General features: G+C 70.4%; 25 protein-coding genes. 19 read left to right on the top strand and 6 right to left on the bottom strand.

Annotated features, from left to right (window positions below; all coding sequences use genetic code 11):
* Nucleotides 1–6 precede the first annotated feature (6 nt).
* The 11 genes from LHJ74_RS19315 (at nucleotide 7) to LHJ74_RS19265 (ending at nucleotide 10,730) form a co-directional block, all read left to right on the top strand.
* Nucleotides 7–1,947, top strand: coding sequence for an AAA family ATPase (locus LHJ74_RS19315; RefSeq protein ID WP_260219330.1), 1,941 nt, complete (start codon nucleotides 7–9; stop codon nucleotides 1,945–1,947).
* Between the two features lie 2 nt (nucleotides 1,948–1,949).
* A complete protein-coding gene (locus LHJ74_RS19310; protein ID WP_260219329.1) occupies nucleotides 1,950–2,375 on the top strand; it encodes a TadE family protein in 426 nt (141 codons plus the stop codon).
* Between the two features lie 56 nt (nucleotides 2,376–2,431).
* Complete coding sequence (locus tag LHJ74_RS19305; protein WP_260219328.1) at nucleotides 2,432–3,814, top strand: TadA family conjugal transfer-associated ATPase; 1,383 nt, start codon at nucleotides 2,432–2,434, stop codon at nucleotides 3,812–3,814.
* Between the two features lie 92 nt (nucleotides 3,815–3,906).
* Nucleotides 3,907–4,851, top strand: a complete 945-nt coding sequence (locus LHJ74_RS19300; protein ID WP_260219327.1) for a type II secretion system F family protein — start codon at nucleotides 3,907–3,909, stop codon at nucleotides 4,849–4,851.
* A gap of 11 nt (nucleotides 4,852–4,862) precedes the next feature.
* The gene (locus LHJ74_RS19295) at nucleotides 4,863–5,753 is read left to right on the top strand and encodes a DUF5936 domain-containing protein (protein ID WP_260219326.1); all 891 of its coding nucleotides are present in this window, start codon (nucleotides 4,863–4,865) and stop codon (nucleotides 5,751–5,753) included.
* Entirely contained in the window at nucleotides 5,750–7,330 is a 1,581-nt protein-coding gene (locus LHJ74_RS19290) for a sensor histidine kinase (RefSeq protein ID WP_260219325.1), read from the top strand. The genes LHJ74_RS19295 and LHJ74_RS19290 overlap by 4 nt, the downstream gene beginning before the upstream one ends.
* Nucleotides 7,331–7,416: 86 nt before the next feature.
* Nucleotides 7,417–8,388 (top strand): response regulator, encoded by a 972-nt coding sequence (locus LHJ74_RS19285; RefSeq protein WP_375546777.1) that lies wholly within the window; start codon nucleotides 7,417–7,419, stop codon nucleotides 8,386–8,388.
* A gap of 169 nt (nucleotides 8,389–8,557) precedes the next feature.
* Nucleotides 8,558–8,758, top strand: a complete 201-nt coding sequence (locus LHJ74_RS19280) for a hypothetical protein (protein ID WP_260219324.1) — start codon at nucleotides 8,558–8,560, stop codon at nucleotides 8,756–8,758.
* 53 nt (nucleotides 8,759–8,811) lie between these two features.
* Nucleotides 8,812–9,348, top strand: a complete 537-nt coding sequence (locus tag LHJ74_RS19275) for a hypothetical protein (protein ID WP_260219323.1) — start codon at nucleotides 8,812–8,814, stop codon at nucleotides 9,346–9,348.
* A gap of 32 nt (nucleotides 9,349–9,380) precedes the next feature.
* Nucleotides 9,381–9,983, top strand: coding sequence for a hypothetical protein (locus LHJ74_RS19270; protein ID WP_260219322.1), 603 nt, complete (start codon nucleotides 9,381–9,383; stop codon nucleotides 9,981–9,983).
* 9 nt (nucleotides 9,984–9,992) lie between these two features.
* Nucleotides 9,993–10,730 carry an OmpA family protein gene (locus LHJ74_RS19265; RefSeq protein WP_260219321.1) on the top strand — a complete coding sequence of 246 codons (738 nt, stop codon included), beginning with the start codon at nucleotides 9,993–9,995 and terminating at the stop codon, nucleotides 10,728–10,730.
* A 15-nt stretch (nucleotides 10,731–10,745) separates the two neighbouring features.
* Here LHJ74_RS19265 and LHJ74_RS19260 read toward each other — a convergent pair whose 3' ends face one another.
* Both LHJ74_RS19260 and LHJ74_RS19255 read right to left on the bottom strand, forming a co-directional pair.
* Nucleotides 10,746–11,321, bottom strand: coding sequence for a Uma2 family endonuclease (locus LHJ74_RS19260; RefSeq protein ID WP_260219320.1), 576 nt, complete (start codon nucleotides 11,319–11,321; stop codon nucleotides 10,746–10,748).
* 122 nt (nucleotides 11,322–11,443) lie between these two features.
* Nucleotides 11,444–11,878, bottom strand: a complete 435-nt coding sequence (locus tag LHJ74_RS19255) for an ATP-binding protein (RefSeq protein WP_260219319.1) — start codon at nucleotides 11,876–11,878, stop codon at nucleotides 11,444–11,446.
* A gap of 198 nt (nucleotides 11,879–12,076) precedes the next feature.
* Here LHJ74_RS19255 and LHJ74_RS19250 point away from each other — a divergent pair, with 198 nt between their 5' ends.
* From LHJ74_RS19250 to LHJ74_RS19240, 3 genes are read left to right on the top strand one after another with little or no spacing between them, the layout of a single operon-like run.
* Entirely contained in the window at nucleotides 12,077–12,904 is an 828-nt protein-coding gene (locus LHJ74_RS19250) for a helix-turn-helix domain-containing protein (protein WP_311203326.1), read from the top strand.
* Between the two features lie 13 nt (nucleotides 12,905–12,917).
* The gene (locus LHJ74_RS19245; protein WP_260219317.1) at nucleotides 12,918–13,181 is read left to right on the top strand and encodes a DUF397 domain-containing protein; all 264 of its coding nucleotides are present in this window, start codon (nucleotides 12,918–12,920) and stop codon (nucleotides 13,179–13,181) included.
* A gap of 41 nt (nucleotides 13,182–13,222) precedes the next feature.
* Entirely contained in the window at nucleotides 13,223–14,056 is an 834-nt protein-coding gene (locus LHJ74_RS19240; RefSeq protein WP_260219316.1) for an alpha/beta fold hydrolase, read from the top strand.
* A 98-nt stretch (nucleotides 14,057–14,154) separates the two neighbouring features.
* Here LHJ74_RS19240 and LHJ74_RS19235 read toward each other — a convergent pair whose 3' ends face one another.
* Nucleotides 14,155–14,625, bottom strand: a complete 471-nt coding sequence (locus LHJ74_RS19235; RefSeq protein WP_260219315.1) for a cupin domain-containing protein — start codon at nucleotides 14,623–14,625, stop codon at nucleotides 14,155–14,157.
* 51 nt (nucleotides 14,626–14,676) lie between these two features.
* Between LHJ74_RS19235 and LHJ74_RS19230 the strand changes: the two genes are divergently transcribed.
* Together LHJ74_RS19230 and LHJ74_RS19225 are read left to right on the top strand one after the other, a co-directional pair.
* A complete protein-coding gene (locus tag LHJ74_RS19230) occupies nucleotides 14,677–15,732 on the top strand; it encodes a GlxA family transcriptional regulator (RefSeq protein ID WP_260219314.1) in 1,056 nt (351 codons plus the stop codon).
* Between the two features lie 261 nt (nucleotides 15,733–15,993).
* Entirely contained in the window at nucleotides 15,994–16,206 is a 213-nt protein-coding gene (locus tag LHJ74_RS19225; RefSeq protein WP_260219313.1) for a hypothetical protein, read from the top strand.
* Nucleotides 16,207–16,232: 26 nt separating this feature from the next.
* Here the strand turns inward: LHJ74_RS19225 and LHJ74_RS19220 are convergent, their stop codons facing one another.
* Nucleotides 16,233–17,294, bottom strand: a complete 1,062-nt coding sequence (locus tag LHJ74_RS19220) for a helix-turn-helix transcriptional regulator (protein WP_260219312.1) — start codon at nucleotides 17,292–17,294, stop codon at nucleotides 16,233–16,235.
* 130 nt (nucleotides 17,295–17,424) lie between these two features.
* Here LHJ74_RS19220 and LHJ74_RS19215 point away from each other — a divergent pair, with 130 nt between their 5' ends.
* On the top strand, nucleotides 17,425–18,480 hold the full coding sequence (locus LHJ74_RS19215; protein ID WP_260219311.1) for a Gfo/Idh/MocA family protein: 1,056 nt from the start codon (nucleotides 17,425–17,427) through the stop codon (nucleotides 18,478–18,480).
* 121 nt (nucleotides 18,481–18,601) lie between these two features.
* Here LHJ74_RS19215 and LHJ74_RS19210 read toward each other — a convergent pair whose 3' ends face one another.
* The gene (locus LHJ74_RS19210; RefSeq protein ID WP_260219310.1) at nucleotides 18,602–19,552 is read right to left on the bottom strand and encodes an NADP-dependent oxidoreductase; all 951 of its coding nucleotides are present in this window, start codon (nucleotides 19,550–19,552) and stop codon (nucleotides 18,602–18,604) included.
* Between the two features lie 123 nt (nucleotides 19,553–19,675).
* On the opposite strand from LHJ74_RS19210, the gene LHJ74_RS19205 reads away from it, so the two are divergent.
* Together LHJ74_RS19205 and LHJ74_RS19200 are read left to right on the top strand one after the other, a co-directional pair.
* The gene (locus LHJ74_RS19205) at nucleotides 19,676–20,128 is read left to right on the top strand and encodes a winged helix-turn-helix transcriptional regulator (RefSeq protein ID WP_260219309.1); all 453 of its coding nucleotides are present in this window, start codon (nucleotides 19,676–19,678) and stop codon (nucleotides 20,126–20,128) included.
* 15 nt (nucleotides 20,129–20,143) lie between these two features.
* Entirely contained in the window at nucleotides 20,144–20,872 is a 729-nt protein-coding gene (locus tag LHJ74_RS19200) for a prepilin peptidase (protein ID WP_260219385.1), read from the top strand.
* A gap of 156 nt (nucleotides 20,873–21,028) precedes the next feature.
* On the opposite strand, the gene mgrA is transcribed toward LHJ74_RS19200, so the two are convergent.
* Nucleotides 21,029–22,075 carry an L-glyceraldehyde 3-phosphate reductase gene (mgrA, locus tag LHJ74_RS19195; RefSeq protein ID WP_260219308.1) on the bottom strand — a complete coding sequence of 349 codons (1,047 nt, stop codon included), beginning with the start codon at nucleotides 22,073–22,075 and terminating at the stop codon, nucleotides 21,029–21,031.
* Nucleotides 22,076–22,267 lie beyond the last annotated feature (192 nt).

Here is a 22,267-nt window from a genome sequence, read left to right as displayed (position 1 = left end):
GCCCCCATGGTCACGCGCATTCTCCCGGCAGTCAGCGACCCGGACGCGACCCGCGTCCTGGCCACCCTGCTCAGCCAGCTGCCGGACAGCGAGCCGCTGGCCACCGCCACCGACTCCACCCAGTTGCTGAACACGCTGGCGCATGCCGCCGCCGAGTCCGTCGCCGACCTGCCCGAGGCCGTCGTCGTGCACGAGCTGATCGGCCCTGTGCCCGCACTCGAACTGATCCGTGAAATCGCCCTCCGCTTCCCGGCGGTCGGCGTCATCCTCCTCACCCGCGACACCTCACCCGCCCTCTACTCCGCCGCCATGGACGCGGGTGCCCGCGGCGTCGTCGGACTCCCGGTCGGCTACGACGAACTCGCCATCCGTGTCGCCGCCGCCGCCAGTTGGGCCATGGGCGTCCGACGCCACCTCGGGGCGGCGCCCGAAACCTTCGGCGGGCCCGGCGGCACCGTCCTGGCGGTAACCGGCGCCAAGGGAGGCGTCGGCTGCACGCTGACCGCCGTGCAACTGGCCCTTGCCGCCCGCGCCTCCGGACGGAACGCGGCCCTGATCGACATGAACCTCCAGTCCGGCGACGTCGCCTCCTTCCTGGATGTCCAGTTCCGCCGCTCGGTCGCCGACCTGGCCGGGATCACCGATCTGACCCCGCGCGTGCTCGAAGACGCCGTCTACACCCACGACACGGGCCTCGCCCTGCTGCTCGCCCCCGGCGAGGGCGAACGCGGCGAGGAGGTGGACGACCGCGCCGCCCGGCAGATCGTCGGCGCCATGCGCGCCCGCTACGAGGTCGTCATCATCGACTGCGGCACCCAGATGCACGCCGCGAACGCCGCAGCCGTCGAACTCGCCGACCGGGCGATCCTGCTGACCACCCCGGACGTGCTGTCCGTACGGGCCGCCAAGCGCATGGTCCGGCTCTGGGACCGGCTCCAGATCCGCAAGGCGGAGGAGACCGTCACGACGGTCAACCGTGCCTCCCGGCACACCGAGATACAGCCCGCACTGATCGCCCGCATCGTCGGCACGCCGGTTGCCCGCGCCACCATCCCCGCCAACTTCAAGGAACTCCACACCGCACTGGACGCGGGCCGCATCCAGGACCTCGACCACCGCAGCACGGTCAAGCAGGCGTTGTGGTCACTGGCCGCCGAACTGGGCGCCGCCGCACCCCTGGAGAGCCCGAAAGGGGGGAAGGACGGCAAGGGTTCCAGGCACGCCAGGCAGGACAAGCCGGGGAAGGCGGGCAAGTCCGGGAAGTCCGGGAAGCCGTCCGGAAGATCGGCGAAATCGCTGAAGCCGTCGAAGCCCGCCCAAGGCATAGACGGCGGGACTCGCCCCGCCGCGCTGCCCCCCGGCGGCTCCGGGGCCGGCGGCCGTCAGTGGGACGACCGGGGTTCCGTCTACCTTCCGGCCCGCCGCCCGTCCGGAAGCCGCCCGTCCGCAGGCCGCGCATCCGGAAGCCGGAAGCCCGGAGCCGACACCGCTGGAGCCGGCACCACGAGGACCGCGCGGCCGGACGGCCAGCCCGGCCCCGGCGCGTTACCGGACCGGCTGCGCCGTGCCCTCCGGGACGACCGGGGCGCGCTGACCGTCGAGTTCGCGGGGATGGTGCCGATCATCGCCGTCGTACTCGCCCTGCTGTGGCAGTGCGTGCTGATCGGCTACACCTTCACGCTCGCGGGCAACGCCGCCGACGAGGGCGCTCGTGCCGCCACCTCGGCCGCCGCGTACGGAGACCCGGGGGCGGCCTGCGAGTCGGCGGCGCGCGAGCACCTGCCGTCCGCCTGGGACTCGGCAGCGAGGATCAACTGCTATGTCTCCGGCAACGTCTGGAAGGCGGATGTGGATCTGGCCACCCCCGTTCTCTTCCCCGGCGCCGCCAACCTCCCGTTCACGGTGCACGGAAGCGCCGGTGCGGCGCTGGAATCGGAAGGTGACTGACGATGCGTCCTGTACGGGCCGACCGCGCCGCAGCACCCGTGCGGATACGGCAGCGGGTGAGCGGGTGGGCCCGTCGCCGCGACCTCCAGCGGGGGGCGTCCAGCATCGAGTTCGCCGGTATGCTCCCGCTCCTGCTGATCGTCGCGCTCGGTGCCATACAGCTCGGCGTCGCCGGGTACGCGGTCCAGCAGGCCGGTACGGGTGCCCGCGCCGCCGCCCGTACGGCCAGCCACGAGGATCTCGCCGGGCAGTGCGCCAGCTCGGGACAGGCGGCCATGAGCGGCTGGACGGCGAACCGTTCCTCGTTCAGCTGCAACCGCTCGGACGAGGAGGTGACCGTCACGACGACCGTCTCCGTCCCCTCGATCATCCCCGGCATCGACAGCCTCGGCAGTGCCACCCGCACCGTCACCATGCCCAGCGACTGACACAGCGGCCGACACCAGCCTCTGAGACCCAGCCCCGACCCGGAAGGGACCGACCCGTGAGTCTGCGCTCCCGCATGACCACCCCCGACGGTGACCCCCGAGGCAGCGGGGCCACCGCCTCCGGCACGCACAACGGGGCGATCGCCCCGGACAGCACCGGCCACCTCGTACCCGCGTACCGCACCAAGCTGCTCGAAGAGATCGACCTCGCCGAGATGTCCGCCCTCGCGCCCGCCGAACGCCGCGCCCGGCTGGAACGGGTACTCGGGCACATCATCAGCCGCGAGGGCCCGGTCCTCTCCACTCCCGACCGTGAGCTGCTCATCCGCCGTGTCGTGGACGAGGCACTCGGCCTCGGCGTGCTCGAACCGCTGCTCGAGGACGCCTCGATCACGGAGATCATGGTCAACGGCCCGGACCAGGTCTTCGTGGAACGGGCGGGCCGGGTGGAGCAGGTCCCCGTGCGGTTCGCCTCGCACGAACAGCTCATGCAGACGATCGAACGCATCGTCTCCACCGTGAACCGCCGGGTGGACGAGTCCAATCCGATGGTGGACGCCCGGCTCCCCTCCGGTGAGCGCGTCAACGTGATCATCCCGCCGCTCTCGCTCACCGGCGCGACCCTCACCATCCGCCGCTTCCCCCGCGCCTACAAGCTGGACGAGCTCATCGGACTCGGCACGCTCGACGAGCAGATGCTGCTGCTCCTGTCGTCGTTCATCCGGGGCCGGTTCAACCTGATCGTCTCCGGCGGCACGGGCTCCGGAAAGACCACACTGCTGAACGCCCTCTCCGGCCTGATTCCGGAGCACGAGCGGATCATCACCGTCGAGGACGCCGCCGAACTCCAGCTCCAGCAGCGGCATGTGATCAGGCTGGAGACCCGGCCGCCGAACGTCGAGGGCAACGGGCGGGTCACCGTACGCGACCTGGTGCGCAACTCGCTCCGGATGAGGCCCGACCGCATCATCGTCGGCGAGGTCCGTGGCGGCGAGACCCTCGACATGCTCCAGGCCATGTCCACCGGCCACGACGGATCACTCGCCACCGTCCACGCGAACAGCGCGGAGGACGCGCTGATGCGGCTCCAGACGCTGGCCTCCATGTCCGAGGTCGAGGTGCCCTTCGCCGCGCTCCAGGACCAGATCAACTCCGCCGTCGACGTCCTCGTCCAGCTCGCACGGCTCGCCGACGGCTCCCGCAAGATCGTGGAGATCGCCCTGCTCGCCTCGCACGGCCGGGAGACCTTCGCGCTCGCCCCCGTCTGCCGCTTCGACGCCCAGCCCATGTCTCCCGACGGCCGGGTACACGGCGCCTTCGCTCACCTGCCGCTGCCCCGCCGTACGGGCGCCCGGCTCGCCATGTCGGGCGAGCCGGTGCCGCCCGCCTTCGGAGTGGCGGTGAACGACGTGCCGCTCGCCACTCGTAACACCCTCTAGCCCCAGCCGGCCCGAGCCGCCGCACCACCCGCACCCGCCCACCAGCCGGGCCCCCGTCACGCACCGAGGACCGAACCCCAAGGACCGCCCCCATGGACAGACTCGCCCAGATCACCCTCGGCGCCACGCTCCTCACGGGCGTGCTCGCCGTCGCGGGCGTGCACACGTTCGCCTCCGGCCGTGCACAGCGCCAGGAACTGCTCGACCGGCTCTCCACCACCACCGGCGAGATCGCGCTGCCCGACGGGCGCCGCCGCAACTTCGCCGCCGTCGACCGGCGGCTGCGCGGCACCGGCCTGGGCCGCCGCATCCAGCTCAAGCTGGCGGCCACCGGCCTGGATCTGAGCGCCGGCGAGTTCTTCGTCTACGTCGCAGCCGCGACCGCCGGGCTGTGGTTCGTCGGCGCCTCCCTGCTCGCCCCCTTCTTCGGGCCCATCGCGGGCATCACCGGCCTGGTCGCCGCCAACGCCTTCCTCAACTGGCAGCGGCAGAAACGCATCGAGGCGTTCATCAACCAGCTTCCGGAACTCTCCCGCATCCTCGCCAACGCCACCTCGGCCGGGCTCGCGCTGCGCACCGCCCTCGGTATCGCCGCGGAGGAACTGGAGGCACCTGCGGGCGACGAACTGACCGTCGTCACCAACCAGCTGGCGGTGGGCCGTTCCATCGAGGACGCGCTCAACGAGCTCGCCGAGCGCCTGCCCTCCCGCGAACTCGTGGTCCTCGTCACCACGCTGGTCCTCTCCAACCGAGCGGGCGGCACCATCGTCAGCTCGCTGCGCAACCTCACCACCACGCTGGAGGAGCGCAAGGAAACCAGGCGCGAGGTCCGCACCATGCTGGCCGAGGTCAACGCAACCGCCTACACGATCCCCGTGCTCGGATTCGGCGCGATGCTGATGATGAACTCCATGTCGCCGGGCGCCCTGGACAAGGTCACCGGCTCCCCGCTGGGCCAGATCGCCATGCTTCTCGCCGTCGGGCTCTTCGCGCTCGGCTTCGCCGTCATCCGCCGCCTCGGCAAGATCGAAGTCTGAGGAGACACACAATGGTTCCGCTTCTCCTGGGCCTCCTCGCCGCCGTCGCGACGCTCGGCATCCTCACCGGCATCCGGCTCTACCGCACCGAGGCCGAGCTGCCGCGCGACCTCGCGCTCGCCCTCGAAGTCGGCGCCAGCCGCGCCAAGACCAGGGAACAGGCGGTCGACCGGCTCGGCATGCGCTTCGCCCCTGCCGTACTGCGGCTCATGGGCCCCAAGCTGATCGACAAGAAGCGCCGCAAGATCGACCAGGCGGGCAACCCCGGCGGCCTCACCCTGGACCGCTACGCCGCCCGCCGTGCCGTCTACGGCATCTTCGGCGCCCTGATGGCGCTCGTCGGACTGGCCGCCGACAGCCTGGTGTTCGCCGGACTCACCCTCGCCTTCGGCTGGATCGCCGCCGACCTGTCCCTCGCCCAGGCCATCAAGGAACGCAAGCGCGTCATCGAACGCACCCTGCCGGACTTCCTCGACGTGCTCGCCGTCGTCGTCTCCGCCGGGCTCTCCTTCCGCCAGGCACTCGACCGGGTGGCCGAACGCTACGAAGGGCCATGGGCCGACGAACTGCACATCACGCTGCGGCAGATGGACATGGGCGTCAGCCGACGCGAGGCGTTCAACCAGCTCCGCAGGCGCAACGCCTCAGAACAGGTCGACCAGTTCGTCACCGCGCTCCAGCAAGGCGAGGAACTCGGCGCCCCCATCGCCGACACCCTGGTGCAGATCGCCACCGACATGCGACGCACCGACGCGCAGAACGCCCGCCGCCAGGCGGCCAAGACCGTACCCAAGGCCACCATCGCCACCATCGCCTTTCTGCTCCCGGGCACCCTGATCCTGATTGTTGCCACCTTCATACTGGGCTCCGACACGGACTTCGGTTCGATCCTCGACGGATGAGACGGCACCGGACGCGCGAGCAGGGCACCACCGGGCCGCAGGCGGAGCCGCCGCCCGCAACGGCCACACCGCCCTGGCACGACGCACCGCCGGGCCTCACCACGGTCGACGCCCCCGCACCCAGCATCCAGGTCCAGCGGGGCGCTCTTCAGGCCCTGTGCCGCCAAGTCCTCGGCTTCCGCCTCGCCATGATCGCCATAGGAGCCCCGTTCGCCCTCGCCCGCGCCGCCGACGGTCTCGCGAGCTGGCTGGTCGGAGGCGCCATCGTCATCACCGTCCTGGTCTCGTACGCCCTGCTGCGCGACTGGGAACGCTTCGGGCCGCGCCTGCTCAGACACCCCGTACTGCTCGCCGTAGACGCCGTCTTCCTCGCCCTGCTGCTGCTCACCGCCACCCCCAACTCGCCCGTCGGCTACGCGGTGGTGAGCACCCCGATGCTCGCGGGCCTGCTCTACGGCTGGCGCGGTGCGGGTCTCTTCACCGGCCTCCAACTGCTCGTACTCGCCGCCGCCTACGGCGCCTGGAGCGACCGGCTCGGCTCACCCGCCACCACCCTGCTGCTCGCCGGATTCTGCGTGGCTGTCGGCGTGGTGGGGGTGACGCTGCGCAACCTGATGTTCCACTTCGGGTCCGCCAGCGAGGCGCTCACCGAGGCCCGGGCACGGATAGCGGTCGGCGCGGCCGTCGCATCCGAACGTGCCCGGCTGGCACGGGAGATGCACGACTCGGTGGCCAAGACCCTGCACGGCCTGGCACTGGCCGCCGACGGCCTGGCTGCCTCCGCCGACCACACCGACCCGGCGACGCTCAGACGCCGGGCCGAACTCGTCGCCCGCTCCGCACGGCGAGCCGCCGCCGAATCGCGCGACCTGCTCTCCGGGCTGCGGCACGACGCGGACTTCGATGCGGCGGGGTCTGACGCGGCGGGGTTGGACGCGTCGGGGTTGGACGCGTCGGGCGTGGTGCCGGGTGGCGGTGCCGGCGCGCATGCCGACGTGGTCGACCTCACGGCGGAAGTCGCCCGCTGCACCGCAGAGTTCGGCGCCCGTACGGGTCTGCTGGCGGTCTTCCGGGCACTTGGCGGGGACAGCGCGGGCAGTACGGGCAGTACGGGCAGTACGGGCAGTACGGCGGGCGTGACAGGTGCGGCAGGTGCGGCAGGTGCCGACGACGGCGACGCCCACCCCGTCGCCGTACCCCGCCGGATCGCACGGCAGGCCCTGACCATCGCCTCCGAAGCCCTGGAGAACGCCCAGCGCCACGCGCACGCCACCCGCCTGACCGTGACAGCGGGCCCGGTCGGCCCGACCGGCGGCGTCTACCGGCTGAGCGTCCTGGACGACGGCTGCGGCCTGCCCCCGCACACCTCACTCGAAGACCTCAGCAGAGCGGGCCACTTCGGCCTGCTGGGCATGGTGGAACGGGCCGCCCAGATCGGTGCCCACCTCCGGATCGGCCGAGGCGGGGAAGGCACGGGCACAGAGGTACGGCTCGAACTGCCGCTGACCGCGATTACCCGACCGCCACCGGGGGATGCCCCGTACAGCGGCCTACCCCCGCCGCTGCCGCCCGACTGACCGCTCCCCGGCACCTCGTCCCCCGCAGTGCCACCCGTACGCCCGTACGGCCGCCCCGTCTCCGCCCCGAGAGAGGAGCACGCCCGATGCCGGACCACGTCTCCCGTAACCGCGCCATGCCCCCCGCCGTGGCTCCTCCGTCCTCCTTCTTCGCGCCGCACGTCTCCCAGCACACCTCGGCGCACTCCGCCGACCTGCACTCCGTCGAGACGACGCCCAGCCGCGCGCCGTTGCCCGCCGTCCGCGTGCTGATCGCCGACGACAACCCCGTGGTCCGGGCCGGACTGAACGCACTGATGGAGTCCCGTACGGACATCCAGGTCGTCGCCGAGGCCGCCGACGGACACCAGGCGTGCGAGGCCGCCCGCCGGACCAGGCCCGACGCCGTACTGCTGGACGTCCGGATGCCCGGCGTCGACGGCATCTCCGCCCTCCCGCACCTCGCCCGGCTCGCGCCGGTGATGATGCTGACGTACAGCCGGGAGAGCGCCCTGGTCCACGAGTCCTTACGTCTGGGGGCACGCGGCTATCTCGTCCACGGGGAGTTCACCGCCGACCAGTTGGTGAGCTCCGTACGGGACCTCACCGAGGGCCGCACCCCCTTCACCGCCACCGCCTCCGCCGCACTGATCGCCCAGGCGCGCAGCCGCCCGGCGCCCTACCCGCTTCCGGAGGACGTCGGCCCGCCCGCCCCGCCTCGCAGCGGGCTGCCCCACTCCCTGCGGCGGGTATCGAATCCGTCGCAGCAGAGGCAAAACCCTGGGCCGCCGTCGACTGACATGAAACAGTCAGCAGTTGAGCAGCGACAGTGGGCGACGACCGGACGTCCGCACGGTATGGCGAAGCTACTGAGCGAGCGAGAGGGGGAGATCATGGAGCTGATCGCATCCGGCATGAACAACAGCCAGATCGCCGCCACTTGCTTCATCAGTGAGAAGACCGTGAAGAACCACATCAACCGTATCTTCACCAAGCTCCGGGTGACCACCCGCAGCGAAGCCATAGCCCACTGGCTGGGCACCTCCCGCCCGTGCGACGGCACGGGGTGGGGACGGTGAGCGATGGCTGACACCGAACGGCGGCGCCACCGGGGCCGTTGGGTCCGCGTTTGGGCCCAGGGGCCCATGCGCGGACGGCGTACCGAGCAGTACGTTCCGGAGCATGCCACTGGCATGGAGACAAGCGCGTCGGCGGATACAGGGTCGGCCGACACCAGAGGAGCCCGAGATGAAGTCCATCCGCAACTGGACCACCACGACCATCGCCCGCATGCGAGGCCGCACAGCCGACCGAGGCGCGTCCTCCATCGAGTACGCGGGCATCGTGATCCTGGTGGCGGGGATCATCATCGCCATTCGCGGTCTGGGGCTGGACGGAAGGATCTCCGGGGCCATCTCAGGGTGGGTCAGCGCCGTTATAGGCGGCTGAGCAGGGATGTTCGAAGTGACAGCGGCCAGACCGTCATCCTGTACGGGTCGGTGATGGCCGGACTGCTCTTCCTCGCATTCGCGTTCTTTGCCGTCGCACAAGCGGCCACGGTCCGCAATGGCGGGCAGTCTGCGGCGGATGCAGCCGCCCTGGCGGCGGCTCGGGACGACCGGGATGAGTTCTTCGACGGGCTCAAGGAAGCCCTCGGGGACGAGGACAGTTGGCAGGACTGGTTGGATCTCACGGCTCCCCTGACCGGTGACGGTTGCGGCGCGGCATCTGACTTCGCCGGAAAGAACGACTCGGATGTCCTGGAATGCGGCGCAGTGGTACGGGAATCCTCGCCCGGCTATACCGTCCGAATTGAGACCCGGTTCGACACGGGGCGCTCTATCATCCCCGGTGCCGAGGGCCGCCATGCGCAGGCCACAGCCACAGCGGTCGTCGAGCCGCGCTGTGATTTCGACGCCGACGCCGACGCGGGAGAAATCGAGCTTGACTGTGACGGCGACAAGATCGAGATCGACCCAGAGAGTGACGAGATCGACTTGGAGCCAGCCGACCTCTTTTCCGTGGTGCTGGTCGACTGATGAGCGAGAAACGAGTGAAGGAAACGCGATCCATGAGCATTCGACGCACCATGAAGGCCCGTAGGACAGTGACCGCTGTGGCGATCACCACGGGTTTGGCCCTCGCGGCAGTCGGCTGCAGCGGAGGTGGTGACGACGACAAGCCGGAGAGTGAATCCTCCTCAGGAGAGACGCAGCCGGACGGCGACAAGAACGGTGACGGCGGTGGCGGTTCCGACGAGTCAGGCGGTGATCAGGTGCTCGCAGAGGTGAAAGGGGGGCAGGACATCACCCTCACCATCAAGTCCGCCACGCGTGACGATGGAGATTTCGTCACCGTCTCCGGAACAGTCAAGAACGGAAGCGGAAAGCTCTGGCTGAACTTTGCCTGGTCCGGAGAAGAATCGGAACTGAGGGCCAAGAACGAGGCCTCCATGGCTGGCGCGAATCTGATTGACAAGTCGGGGAGGAAGCGCTATTTCATTCTGAGGGACACTGACGGCCGGTGCCTCTGCACGGTCTTCAAGGGTGGAGTGCAGGCCGGAGAGTCGACCACGTGGTACACGCAGTTTCCCGCCCCGCCCGAGGGGAACAACAAAGTCGACTTCCAGATCGCCGAAATGCCCCCGGCCAGCATCACCATCTCGGAAGGGTGAGCGCCCTCCATGCCCCGGAACCGAACGCGCACCCTGCGGCTGGTGGCCTGTACGACGACCTCCGCCATGATCCTGTCCGGCATTGCCGCCACCACCGCACACGCTGACCCCACGTCGCCTCCCTCGCCCCCGCCCGGCCCGTCCCTCCCCGGCGACGGCAACCCCACCACCATCCCCACCGGCGCGCCTTCGCTCCCAGGTGAGGACGGTGCGAAGCCGGAGTACAGCGAGGCGCCCGACGGGATCGGCGGGTCCAAGCCGCCCACCAAGGTCGACGCGAAGGCGTCCGGGCTGAAGCTGGCGGACGGGGCCGAGTTGGCGCCGTCCAAGGTGCTGGACATCAAGTTCGTCACCGAGGACATGGGCGGCGAGGAGCGTCGCGAGGACAGCAACAACAAGACGAAGTTCACCCTCCAGGCCGAGGTGCTCTTCCCGAAGGACAGCTCGAAGCTGAACGGCACGGCGAAGGGCCGCATCGCGGAGATCGCTGCCGAGGCGGAAAAGCAGAAGGCCACCAAGGTGAACGTCTTCGGCTTCACTGACGATCTCGGCTCGTACGAGCACGGCAGAGAACTGTCCAAGAAGCGCGCCACGGAAGTACAGAAGGAACTGTCCAGCAAGCTGGACCCGGGCGTCACCTACCAAGTGCGCGGCTACAGCGAGGACTACCCCATCGCCGACAACGGCACCGAGGAAGGCCGCAAGAAGAACCGCCGAGTCGAGGTGTCCTTCCCCACCGGGGAGTGACCGGCAGCGCAGCGGTCAACGGTCGCCGGGGTAGCGGTGCAGATCGCCGGTTTCGATGACCCAGTCGCCGATCGTCACGGTGTCGCCGAACGCGTAGTCGCTGCGGGTGCGGTAGCGGGAGCCCTCACACGCTGGGTCGGGACCTGGGTCGGACAGAGCGGCGAGGGTGCCCTTCCTCGGGTCGACGAGGAGGCAGAGCGGGATGCCCATGGCCGGGTAGTCGTGCATCTTCTCCACGTAGTCCGTGGAATGGTTCGAGGGCGACACGATCTCGGCAACGAGGGCCACATCACGAGGGTGAAAGGGCGCCATTGTGTCCTCGGCGAAGACCTCATCGGGGACCACGAGAAGATCAGGCCGCCTCAGTCGCCCTATCGACGGGTCTTCCACCTCCCCACCTGTGTGTGCGACCAGATGCGTCGGCAGCTGCCGGTCGAGCTGCTGCCGCACACGCAGTGCGATGAACTCGTGGGGTCGAGAAGGAGACATCATCATGATGATCTCGTCCCCGCTGATCTCGTACCCCCGGAAGGGGTCGGGAGCGTGCGCGGCAAGTTCGTCCGCGTACTTCCGCATCTGTTCGTAGTCCATGGTCGTCTGCCCATTCCCCCTCTTTGTCCTGCTGTGCAGGGTCGCTACGGAGCCAGCGGGAAAGACTCCGCGATCATGTTGCGCTGTATCGATCACCAAGTGTAATTGAACCCACGCATGCTTCACTTACGCAGCTCAGCCCATACGACCTTGCCGCCGCTGGTGCGGGTGAGGTCGTAGATGCCCCAGCGGTGGGCGAGGCTGCGGACGATGAGGAGCCCTCGGCCGTGTGTGTCGTCCTGGTCGGGGGTGGCAGGCGTGGGCGGGTGCGGATTGGTGTCGTGGACGCTGAGCCGGAGGGTTTTGTCCTCGTCTCCCTTGAGGCGGAGGAACAGGTCTCCGGTCGAGTAGCGGACGGCGTTGGTGACCAGTTCGCTGCACACCAGCTCGGCACTGTCGATGAGTGGGATCAGCCCCCGCTCATGCAGCACGATCCGCGCGACGGCCCGCGCGATTCCGGGCGCCCGGTCATCGTGGTGGAGCCGGAGACCGTACTGCCAGTCGCCCTCGGGCGCGGGAACGGTGGGGGCGGATTCGGGCACGGCGTGCAGAGTCACGTAACTCTCCCTTGAGTCGCGCGGTCGGAGTGCGTGCATGATGGAGCTCGCCTTCGCCACGATGGGTGAGCGGTTGGAGACACACGGTATAGTAGGTGGAGTAGTACTGCTACGCGGTGCGGAATAGTCATACCGCCACGTGTGTCGGTTGACCGGAATCAGGAAGGGGAGGGCATGCCACCCAGAGCCACTCCGACCGTGCGACAGCAGCGCGTTGGTGCGGAGCTGCGAAAGCTTCGCGAGCGTGCGGGCCTCTCCACGCGTGAAGCGGGCGAGCTTCTGAGCGTCAACCCGGCCCGGATCAGCAGCATTGAGGGTGGGCGCTTCGGAGTGAGCGATGAGCGCGTGCGGATGTTCGCCCACAACTACGGATGCTCAGACAAGCCGTACATCGATGCACTCGCCGGCATGACGGCGGGGCGTGGACGTGGCTGGTGGGAGGAGTACCGCGAGAAGCTGCCATCTGTGCTGCTCGACCTCGCCGAGTTGGAGCACCATGCGTCTGCCATCTGCACAGCGCAGGTGTCGCATTTGCCCGGTCAGCTCCAGACCGTCGACTACGCGCGGTCCATTTTCCGGCAGAACATCCCTGCCCCTTCGCCGCCGGAAGTGGAGTACCTGACCTCTCTCCGCATCAAGCGGCAGGGGATCTTCTACGGGGATGATCCGACACCGCTCAAGGTCATCATCCATGAAGCCGCCCTGCGCATGCAGTTCGGCGGTCGCGAGGTCGCGCGCGGGCAGATGCGCCACATCGTGGAGATGAGCGAACTCGAGCACTTGACGGTTCTGGTGATCCCCTTCTCGGCTGGAGCATTTCCGGGCTCAGGTCAGACCGTCGTCTATGCGGAAGGACCTGTGCCACAACTGGACACCGTCCAACTCGATACCGAGCATGGGTCTGTGTTCTTGCACGCAGATGCGCAACTGGACAGGTACCGCGTCTTCATGCAGCGCTTCGAAGCGGCAGCTCTCGAACCTCAAGAGTCCCGCGACCTCCTCGTCGACGTCATCGCGAATACCTGAAAGGGCCTCAGCCATGCACCCTTTGAACTGGCAGAAATCGTCCTACAGCGGCCAGGCAAGCAACTGCCTGGAGATAGCCGCCACCTGGCAGAAGTCTTCCTACAGCAGCGAGGGCAACAACTGCATCGAGCTGGCCCCCGGCGCGCACCCCGCCCCCCACGTTCACCTCCGGGAGAGTGACGAGCCGGGGACCGCGCTCGTCACCTCGCCCGCGCGGCTGCGGGCGTTGCTGCGGGCTGCCAAGGTCGGCGGGCTTGACGCGGTGTCCCACCCCTAAGCTGGCCGGGACGGCAGGGCGCACGACGGAAGGGACCGCAGATGGCGGGCTGGGAGCTGGGGGAGCGGTTTCGGAGCGAGGCGGGCGAGGTGCGCTGGGCGCGCCTTGGCGAGGGGGACGGGCATCCGGTCGTGCTGTGTCACGGCACGCCGTTCTCCTCGTACGTCTGGCGGGCCGTCGCCCGCTCGCTCGGGCGGGACCGGCCGGTGTACGTCTGGGACATGCCCGGTTATGGCCTGTCGGAGATGTCCGAGGGGCAGGATGTCTCGCTGGCGGCACAGGGGCGTGTCTTCACCGAGCTTCTCGCGCACTGGGATCTTGCCGAGCCCCTCGTCGTGGCGCATGACTTCGGCGGTGCCGTCTCGTTGCGCGCGCATCTGCTGCACGGTGCCCGCTATCGGGCGCTCGCGCTGGTGGACCCGGTGGCGCTGGAGCCGTGGGGCTCCCCGTTCTTCCGGCTCGTGGGCGAGAACGCGCCCGTTTTCGAGCAGCTCCCGCCCGCTCTGCACCGCGCTCTGGTGCGCGAGTATGTGAGCTCGGCCAGCAGTCCCGGCCTGCATCCGGAAACTCTCGACCGGCTGGTGGAACCCTGGCTGGGCGGGGCCGGCCAGGCTGCCTTCTACCGGCAGATCGCGCAGGCCGACCAGCGCTACACGGACGAGGTGCAGGGGCGGTACGGCGAGATCGGTATCCCCGCGCTGGTGTGCTGGGGCGCCGACGACACCTGGATTCCGGTGGCCAAGGCCCATGAGCTGGCGGCGATGATTCCGGGGGTGCGGTTGGAGCTGATCCCCGGCGCCGGGCACCTTGTCCAGGAGGACGCTCCGGCCGAGCTGGCGGGCGCCCTGCTCACTTTCCTCCGCGAGCAGGGGTAGGGGTGGGGCTAGGGGCGAGCAGGGCTCCGGATCTTGATCGGTCGACGCTTTCCCCACCATTCGGGCTTCTGGGTGGTCGAAGCGTCGACCGGTGAAGATCAGCTGTTCAGGGCGTGGCCCGTGGTGGCGTCGACGTGGCCGGGGACGTGCTCGTCGGTGAGGTCGCCGACGGTGGAGGTTCCGGTGGGCTCGAACATCAGGATGGACGCGCCCTCGGGTGAGGACGGCTTGTGTTCCACGCCGCGCGGCACGACGTAGAGGGAGCCCTTGGGGAGGACCACCACTCGCTCAGCTCCACGGCCGTCGCCCGCCCTGCCGTCGCCCGCCCTGCCGTCGCCCGCCCTGCCGTCGCCCGCTCTGCCGTCGCGGAGGGCGATGTGCAGTTCGCCCTGGAGTACCAGGAAGAACTCGTCGGTGTCCGCGTGGCTGTGCCAGACGTGCTCGCCTGCGACCTTGGCGACGCGGACGTCGTAGTCGTTCACGCTCCCCACGATCCGGGGGCTCCACAGCTGCTCGAAGCGGGTGAGGGCGGTGGCGAGGTCGATTGGTTCGGTGAGTTCCTTGCTCATGCGTTTATGGTCGCGCTGGCGGACGGTCGGCGCGAGTGCTAGGAATCGCATATGCCGCCTGGATTCTCGCACCGTGTCGCGCTCCTCGTGGATGAGGGCTCCAACCCCTTCGAGCTGGGCGTCGCCACCGAGCTCTTCGGTCTGCGGCGCCCCGAGCTGGGCCGGGAGTGGTACCAGCTCACGGTCTGCGCCGCCGCGCCTTCCGTACGTATGCACGAGGGGTTCTTCACCATGTCCGGCCTGGCCGGGCTCGACGCGGCGGAGGCGGCCGACACGCTGATCGTGCCGAACCGCCCGGACCCGGAGGTGCCTCCGTCGCCCGCCGTGCTGGACGCGATCCGGCGCGCGGCGGCCCGTGGTGCGCGACTGGTCAGCTTCTGCAGCGGGGCGTTCACTCTGGCCGCCGCCGGTGTGCTCGATGGGCGCCGGGCCACGACGCACTGGCGCTGGGCAGAGTATTTCGCGGAGCGTTATCCCGCCGTCAGGCTGGAGCCGGATGTGCTGTTCGTGGAGGACGACGGGGGCGAGGGAATGGGGACCGACGGGGGCGAGGGCATGGGGGCCGACGGCTCCCGGGCGTCCGTGGTGCTCACGGCGGCGGGCAGCGCTGCGGCGCTGGATCTCGGGCTTCATCTGATCGGCCGCGACCACGGCGCGGAGGTGGCGAACCTGGTGAGCCGCCGACTCGTCTTCGCCGGGCAACGCGAGGGCGGGCAGCGGCAGTTCGTCGTACGCCCGCTGCCCGCCGTGCCGGACGCCTCGCTCGCCCCGCTGGCCGTCTGGGCGCGGGAGCGGCTGGACGGCCAGCTCAGTGTCGAGGACTTGGCGGCGCGGGCGGCCGTCAGCACGTCCACCCTGCACCGCCGCTTCCAGGAGGAGTTGGGCACGACGCCGCTGGCCTGGCTCACAGCCGAACGTGTCGCGCTGGCCTGTCGGCTGATCGAGCGCGGCGAGCAGCGGCTGGAGGTGGTCGCCCGCGCGAGTGGTCTCGGCTCGCCGTCCAACCTGCGGGCGCAGCTGCGGCGCCGTACGGGACTCAGCCCGACGGCCTACCGCCGCCAGTTCGGGCCGGGGACGGTCATCGCTCGGACAGGCCCTGCGGTGTAGGCGCCGAAACTCGTCAGCACCTTTGCCTGCACCCCCGGTTACAGCGACGGTGAGTCGTTATTAAACTGTTACCAGATCGTGGACTGCGGATGCTCGGCACGAACAGCAGGCGGACCCGTGCGTGACTTCAGCCGGATGACCACTCAACAGGGTGGCCTGCTCGGGTGCTGGACTGGCCGTGGCCGGCGGGGAGGGTCAACGTTCGCGTCGAAGGTCCAGGAGACCGAACCCACAGGTTCTGAGCGCTCGGAAGGATCGCAGTTGTCTGCTCAGCCGTCGGTGTGTAACCACCGGCTCTTCGAAGTCGTCATCGTGGTGGAGGGGGCCGTCATCGCTGGCCTGCTCGGGGGGTTGTTCATGGCCGTGCTCGGTGTACCGCCCAGATCCGCGATGGCAGCGGGTGCCGGGACGTTAGTCGGTGTCTTCACGGTGGCCATGACGGCCATGTCCTATGTCAAGAAGCCGGACAGCTGAACCGGCACGGAGCATCCGGGCCGGTCCTACGGGGCCGGTGCGTACAGGGTCGTGATCTGCGTCGCGATGCGGGTGAGTTCGGTGCGGGCCTCGGGAGGAGTGAGCACCTCGATGTCCGTGCCGAACTGGAGGAGTTGGCGGACCGCGGTGAGGACGGGGAAGCTCAGCTCGACGGTCACCCACTCGGCCGCCTCCGGTCCGGATTCCGCGAACGGCCCCTGCTGAGGCCGCAGCTGAAGTTCCGCCTCGGGCCGCGCCTCAGGTTCCGCCTCCGGCTCCGGAGAGATGAGCGTGGGGCCGACGATGCGGGCGAACAGGTCGAATCGGGAGCGCCGTACGCGCGCCCGCACCCGTACCCCCTCCGGGCGGTGCTCCACCTCACGGCGCAACACCTCCCATGCGTCGGCCAGTTCGACGCCTTCCCGGCGGCGGACCGGGGCGTCGGTGACGGTCGCGCTCCGCATCCGGTCGGCGCGGAAGAGCTGCGGGCGCCCGCGCAGGTCCGCGACCAGGTACCAGGTCCCGGCCTTGGCGACGAGGCCGTACGGGTCGACGGTGTAGGTGCGCGGCTCGGTTTCCCCGCTGTGCCGGTAGCGGAGCCGCAGCCGCCGGTCGGCGAAGACGGCGGTGTGCAGTACGTCCAGGTCGACGGCCGTAGCGCGCCGCGCGGGCCGGTCGGGGCGGGGGCCGCTCATCCAGCGGTCGGGGTCGACGAGGATGCGGCGGCTGGTCAGCTCCGCCGCGGGCCGGTGCGGTGCGGGGAGCGCGACCATCACCTTGCGCAGTGCGGAACTGAGCGCCTTCTCCAGGCCGAGCGCGGAGTGTGCGCTCTGCGAGGCCAGGACGAACAGCGCGCGCGACTCGTCCGAGGTGAGCCCGGTGACGTCCGTACGGAAGCCGGGCAGCAGCGCGATACCGCCGTGCCGGCCCCGCTCGGCGTACACCGGGACTCCGGCCGCCGAGAGGGAGTCGACGTCGCGGTAGATGGTGCGGGCGGAGACCTCCAGCCGCTGCGCCAGCTCGGCGGCCGGGACCTTGGCCCGGGTCTGGAGCAGCAGGAGGAGCGAGAGCAGGCGGTCGGATTTCACCTCTTCAGAGTGCCTCAGCGTGGCCGGATACCTGACGGCCGGTGGCAGGTCCGGGGACGACGGGTCGGGGCGCGGGCGGGAACGGGGAAACCGGCTTGTGCCGGGGCGGCGGCCGGTAGAGGGTGGCCGGATGGCGAGAATCGGGATCGTGGGGCTGCGTCGGGGCGCGTATCTGGCGCGGTGGGGCCGCCATGTGGGGCTGGACATCGCGGCCCTGTGCGAGCGTGATCCGGAGCAGTTGGCCGCCGTCGCCCCCGAGTTCCCCGCCGCGCGTACGTACGATGACTGGCGGCCGCTGCTGGACGCGGATCTCGACGGTGTGGTCCTGGCGCACGACCTCGACCAGCATGTGGAGCCCGCGCTGCGCTTCCTGGAGCGCGGCGTCCACGTGCTGAGTGAGGTGACCGCCTGCCGCAGTGTGGAGGAGGGGCGGGCGCTGGTCGCGGCCGACGCCGCCTCGTCCGCCCGCTACTCGTTCGCCGAGAACTACGTCCTCCATCCGCACATCCGGATGATGAGCCGCCTGGTAGCCGAGGGCCGGATCGGCGAGATCGAGCTGATCGAGGCCGACTACCTCCACGGCCTCCCGCCCGGCGGCGTGCACGACCTCACCGGCGACCCCGCGCACTGGCGCGGTCGTATCTCCCCGACCGAATACTGCACCCACACGCTCTCCCCGGTCCTCGACACGGCCTCGGCCTGGCCGGTGGAGGTGTCGGCCTTCGGGGTCCAGCCGGGGGAGCGGCCCGGCGCGGTCGTACTGGTGACCAGGCTCTCCAGCGGCGCGCTGGCCGTGACCCGCCAGACCTTCCTCCAGGGGGAGCCCGACAGCCACTGGTCATGGATGTCCGTGCGGGGGACTCGCGGGCTGACGGAGTCGCTGCGCGCTCCGGGCGAGGCGGCCTGGTCCGTACGCACCAGGGTCGAACCCTGGGTCGGCGGCGGCGGTTTGGTGGACGAGACCGAGGCCCCGCCGCGGCTGCGGCTCGGGGGGCTGAAGGTCGGCCGGGCGGAGGAGGGCACCGCACTGGTGATGGCGGCCTTCCGCGACACGGTGGTGGACGGGGCGCCGCCGCGGGTGCCCGTCCGGGCGGCGGTGGCGGCGTCGCTGGTGGGCGTGTGTGCGGGCGACTCGCTGCGCGAGGGCGGCCGTACGGTGCGGCTCCCGGACGTGGCGGGCTGGTAGCGCGGGCGCGCGGAACGGCCGGTCCGCGCGCCCCCGTGCTCGCGCGGACCGTGCTCGCGCGGACCGTGACGGCGCGGACCGTCCACCCCTGTCCTCCGACCTGCCCCGATGCCTCCTCCCGTCAGGGCACCAGCACCACGCGGCCCCGCAGCCCGCCCTCCCCCAGTCGTGCGTACGCCTTGGCCGCCTCGGCCAGCGGGTAGGTCTGGGCCACCCGGGTGCTCAGCACACCGAGCCGGGCGAGCGTCGCCACCTGCGCGAGCTGCCCACGGTGCGCCCGTATCTGCACCCCCGTGGTGCGCGTGCCCCGCAGGGCCACCGGCTCGGTGCCCGGGATAAGCGACACCAGCGCGCCGCCGTCCCGCACGGCCTCCAGCGCACGCCCGCCGATCACCGCCGCGTCGATGACACCGTCGACGCCACCGGGCACCAGTGCCCGTACGGCTTCGGAGGGCGCGGCCGTACGGGCTGCGAACAGCTCCGCTCCCAGGCCCCGTACGAGCGCCTCGTCCTCCGCGCCGGCCAGTGCCACGACGCGCAGCCCACGCAGCACGGCGAGCTGTACAACATAGCCGCCCACGGCCCCGGCGGCGCCGGTGACCAGCACCGATTCGCCCGGCTCCAGTGCCAGCAGGTCGAGCGACTGGAGCGCGGTGAGCCCGTTCAGCGGCAGGGTCGCGGCGTGTACCGGGTCCAGTCCTTCGGGCGCCCTGGTGACGGACTCCGCGTCCAGCACCACGAATTCGGCGTGGGTCTTGGCGGGAAGGTCGAGCCGGGTCGATACGCCGATGACGCTGTCACCCGGCGCGAGGCCGGTGAGCTCGCCGGTGCCCGCGCCCAGGGCGTCGACCGTACCGGCCACGTCCCAGCCCAGGCCGAGCCGGGGCTGATGGGTGTCGGGACGGGCGCCGACCTCGGCCATGAATCCGGCACTGGTGGCCGTGTCGACCGGGTTCACCGCGGCGGCCTCCACCCGGATGCGAAGTTGCCCGCGCCCCGGCTCAGGGACCTCGGTCTCGGCCACCTCCAGCACCTCGGGACCACCGAACGATTCGATCACTACAGCACGCATCTCAGAATCCTCCGTATCGCTGTCGATCTCTGTCCCGGCACACGCTAGGGAGGGTTACTCTCCATGGGTAAGTACGTACCTCAAGGTGCGTAACGGAGTGCGAAGTAGGCAGGCGGTGCGGGAATGCCGACGACGACAGCGGCCCAGCGGCGAGAGCAGGCGCGCAGCGCGTACGACGCGTTCCTGCGGGACTGCCCGGCGAGCAAACTGCTGGGCTCGATCGGCGCCCGCTGGTCGAGCCTGGTGCTCAGCGCGCTTGCGGACGGGCCGCTGCGCTACAGCGACCTCGGCCGCATCGTCGCGGGCGTGAGCCAGAAGATGCTGACCCAGACCCTGCGCACCCTGGAGCGCGACGGCCTGGTCACCCGTACGGTCACGCCGTCCGTGCCCGTGCGGGTCGACTACGAGCTGACGGAGATGGGCGCGAGCCTCTGCGTGCTGCTGTCGGCGGTGAAGGACTGGGCGGAGGAGCACATGGACGAGGTCGACGCGGCCCGGGAACGCTACGACGAGGCCGCGGGCCCGGCCGCCGCGGGCGGCGCTGTCGCGGGCCCGGCCTCCGCCCGCTCCGCGTAGGCTCAGCGGGTGCTGATGCTGTGGACGGTTCTCGCCGCCGGGTACGGCGCCGCGGCCGGTCTGCTGCTGCCGCGTGCCGTCTACCGGCTCGCGGTCGAGCCGGACGAACCGCGGCGGGACCAGTGTCCCCAGGGCCACCCGCTGGGTGGTCCGGCGCGCGGCTGGCTCGGCGTGGCGCGCTGCCGCACCTGCGCGCGGCCGTACGGCCCCCGGGCACGCTTCTATGTGCTCTCCGGCGCGCTGGTGTGCGGCGGCCTCGCCGCGGTGGTCGGCGTGCGGCCGGAGCTGGTGGTGTGGCTGCTGGCCGTACCCGTCGCCCTGCTGCTGGCAGCCGTCGACCGGGCCGTGCACCGGCTGCCCGACGTGCTCACCGTGCCGCTGGCCGCCGGGACGGGTTTCCTGCTCGGGGTGGCGGCGCTGCTGCCGGGCGCGGCCGGCAGCTGGCCGCGGGCACTGCTGGGGGGCGTGGCGCTCGGCCTCTTCTACTTCATCCTGTTTCTCGCCAATTCGCGCGGACTGGGCTTCGGGGACGTCAAGCTCGCGCTCGCCCTGGGCACCGCTCTGGGCTGGTACGGCTGGGACGTGCTGCTCGCCGGGGCCTTCCTCGGCTCCCTGCTGCTGGCGGTCTACGGGGCGGCGCTGGTGGTCACGGGGCGCGCGGGGCGGCGCGCGGCGGTGCCGTTCGGGCCCTTCATGGTGCTCGGCGCGCTGGCGGGAGTGCTGCTCGGCGGGCTCGCGGGCTGACGTGTCCGTGCGGGGAGTGTCCTGCGCGGTCATGATTGTTCTGTGAACACGGCCGGAGATGCAGAGACCGATGCCACTTTGGAGCTAGGGTGGAAACCCCCCCTCGGGCCGGTCCGTATCCCCCCACGGACCGGCCCGCTTTCGCAGCCCCTGGCCTCAGCTTTCGCTGCTGCGGGACCAGATGTTCACGCCCGGCTCCGAGGTCGCGTACTCGTCGATCTCGGCCAGCTCCTCCGCCGTCAGCTCCGGCTTGCCCAGCGCTGCCACGTTGGCCTCCAGCTGGGCCACGCTGCTCGCGCCGATCAGGGCCGAGGTCATCCGGCTGTCCCGCAGAACCCAGCTCAGCGCGAGCTGCGCCAGCGACTGGCCGCGCCGCTGGGCGATGTCGTTCAGCCCTCGCAGCCGCCGCCGTACCTCGTCGTTGAGCCACTGCGGGTTGAGGGACTTGCCCTGCGCCGCCCGCGAGCCCTCGGGGATGCCGCTCAGATACTTGTCGGTGAGCATGCCCTGCTGGAGCGGGGCGAAGGAGATGCAGCCCATGCCCTCCTCCTCCAGCGCGTCGAGCAGTCCGTCCTCCTCGGTCCAGCGGTTGATCATGGAGTAGGACGGCTGGTGGATCAGCGGGCGCACCCCCATCCCGCGCAGCAGCCGCGCGGCCTCCGCGGTGCGCTCCGCGTTGTAGGAGGACAGGCCGACGTACAGCGCCTTCCCCTGCTGGACGGCGGACGCCAGCGCGCCCATCGTCTCCTCCAGCGGCGTGTCCGGGTCGAAGCGGTGCGAGTAGAAGATGTCGACGTAGTCCAGACCCATCCGCTGGAGCGAGGCGTCCAGCGAGGACAGCAGGTACTTGCGCGAGCCCCACTCCCCGTACGGGCCCGGGTGCATCAGGTAGCCCGCCTTCGTCGAGATGACCAGCTCGTCCCGGTAGGAGCGGAAGTCCTCGGCGAAGATCCGGCCGAAGTTGGTCTCGGCCGATCCGGCGGGCGGGCCGTAGTTGTTGGCAAGGTCGAAGTGCGTGACGCCGAGGTCGAAGGCGCGGCGCAGGATCGCGCGTTGGGACCCGATCGAACGGTCGTCCCCGAAGTTGTGCCAGAGCCCCAGGGAGATGGCGGGCAGCAGCAGACCGCTGTGGCCGGTGCGGCGGTACTGCATCGAGTCGTAGCGGGAGTCAGCCGCACGGAAGGGGGAGGAGTCGTCAGTCATGACGCTTTCCTATCAAGTGCGACCCCTCCCGGGTGGCCGCGGGACCGCCGCTTCGCCGTATCCTCCCCGTCCGTCCCGGTCCTGTCCGGCCCACCGGTCCCACCGGTGTCCGTTTTGGTCTCTCGACTTCGCCCAGTTGGTCGACCGGGCGTAAGGTTCTGGCGTTCCCGGATTCGGTATGGAGGGACTGGG

The sequence above is a fragment of the Streptomyces gossypii genome, assembly GCF_025165795.1.
Lineage (GTDB): Bacteria > Actinomycetota > Actinomycetes > Streptomycetales > Streptomycetaceae > Streptomyces > Streptomyces gossypii.
The sequence above is the reverse complement of the archived record's forward strand: the minus strand, read 5'-3'. Positions and strand labels throughout refer to the sequence as shown.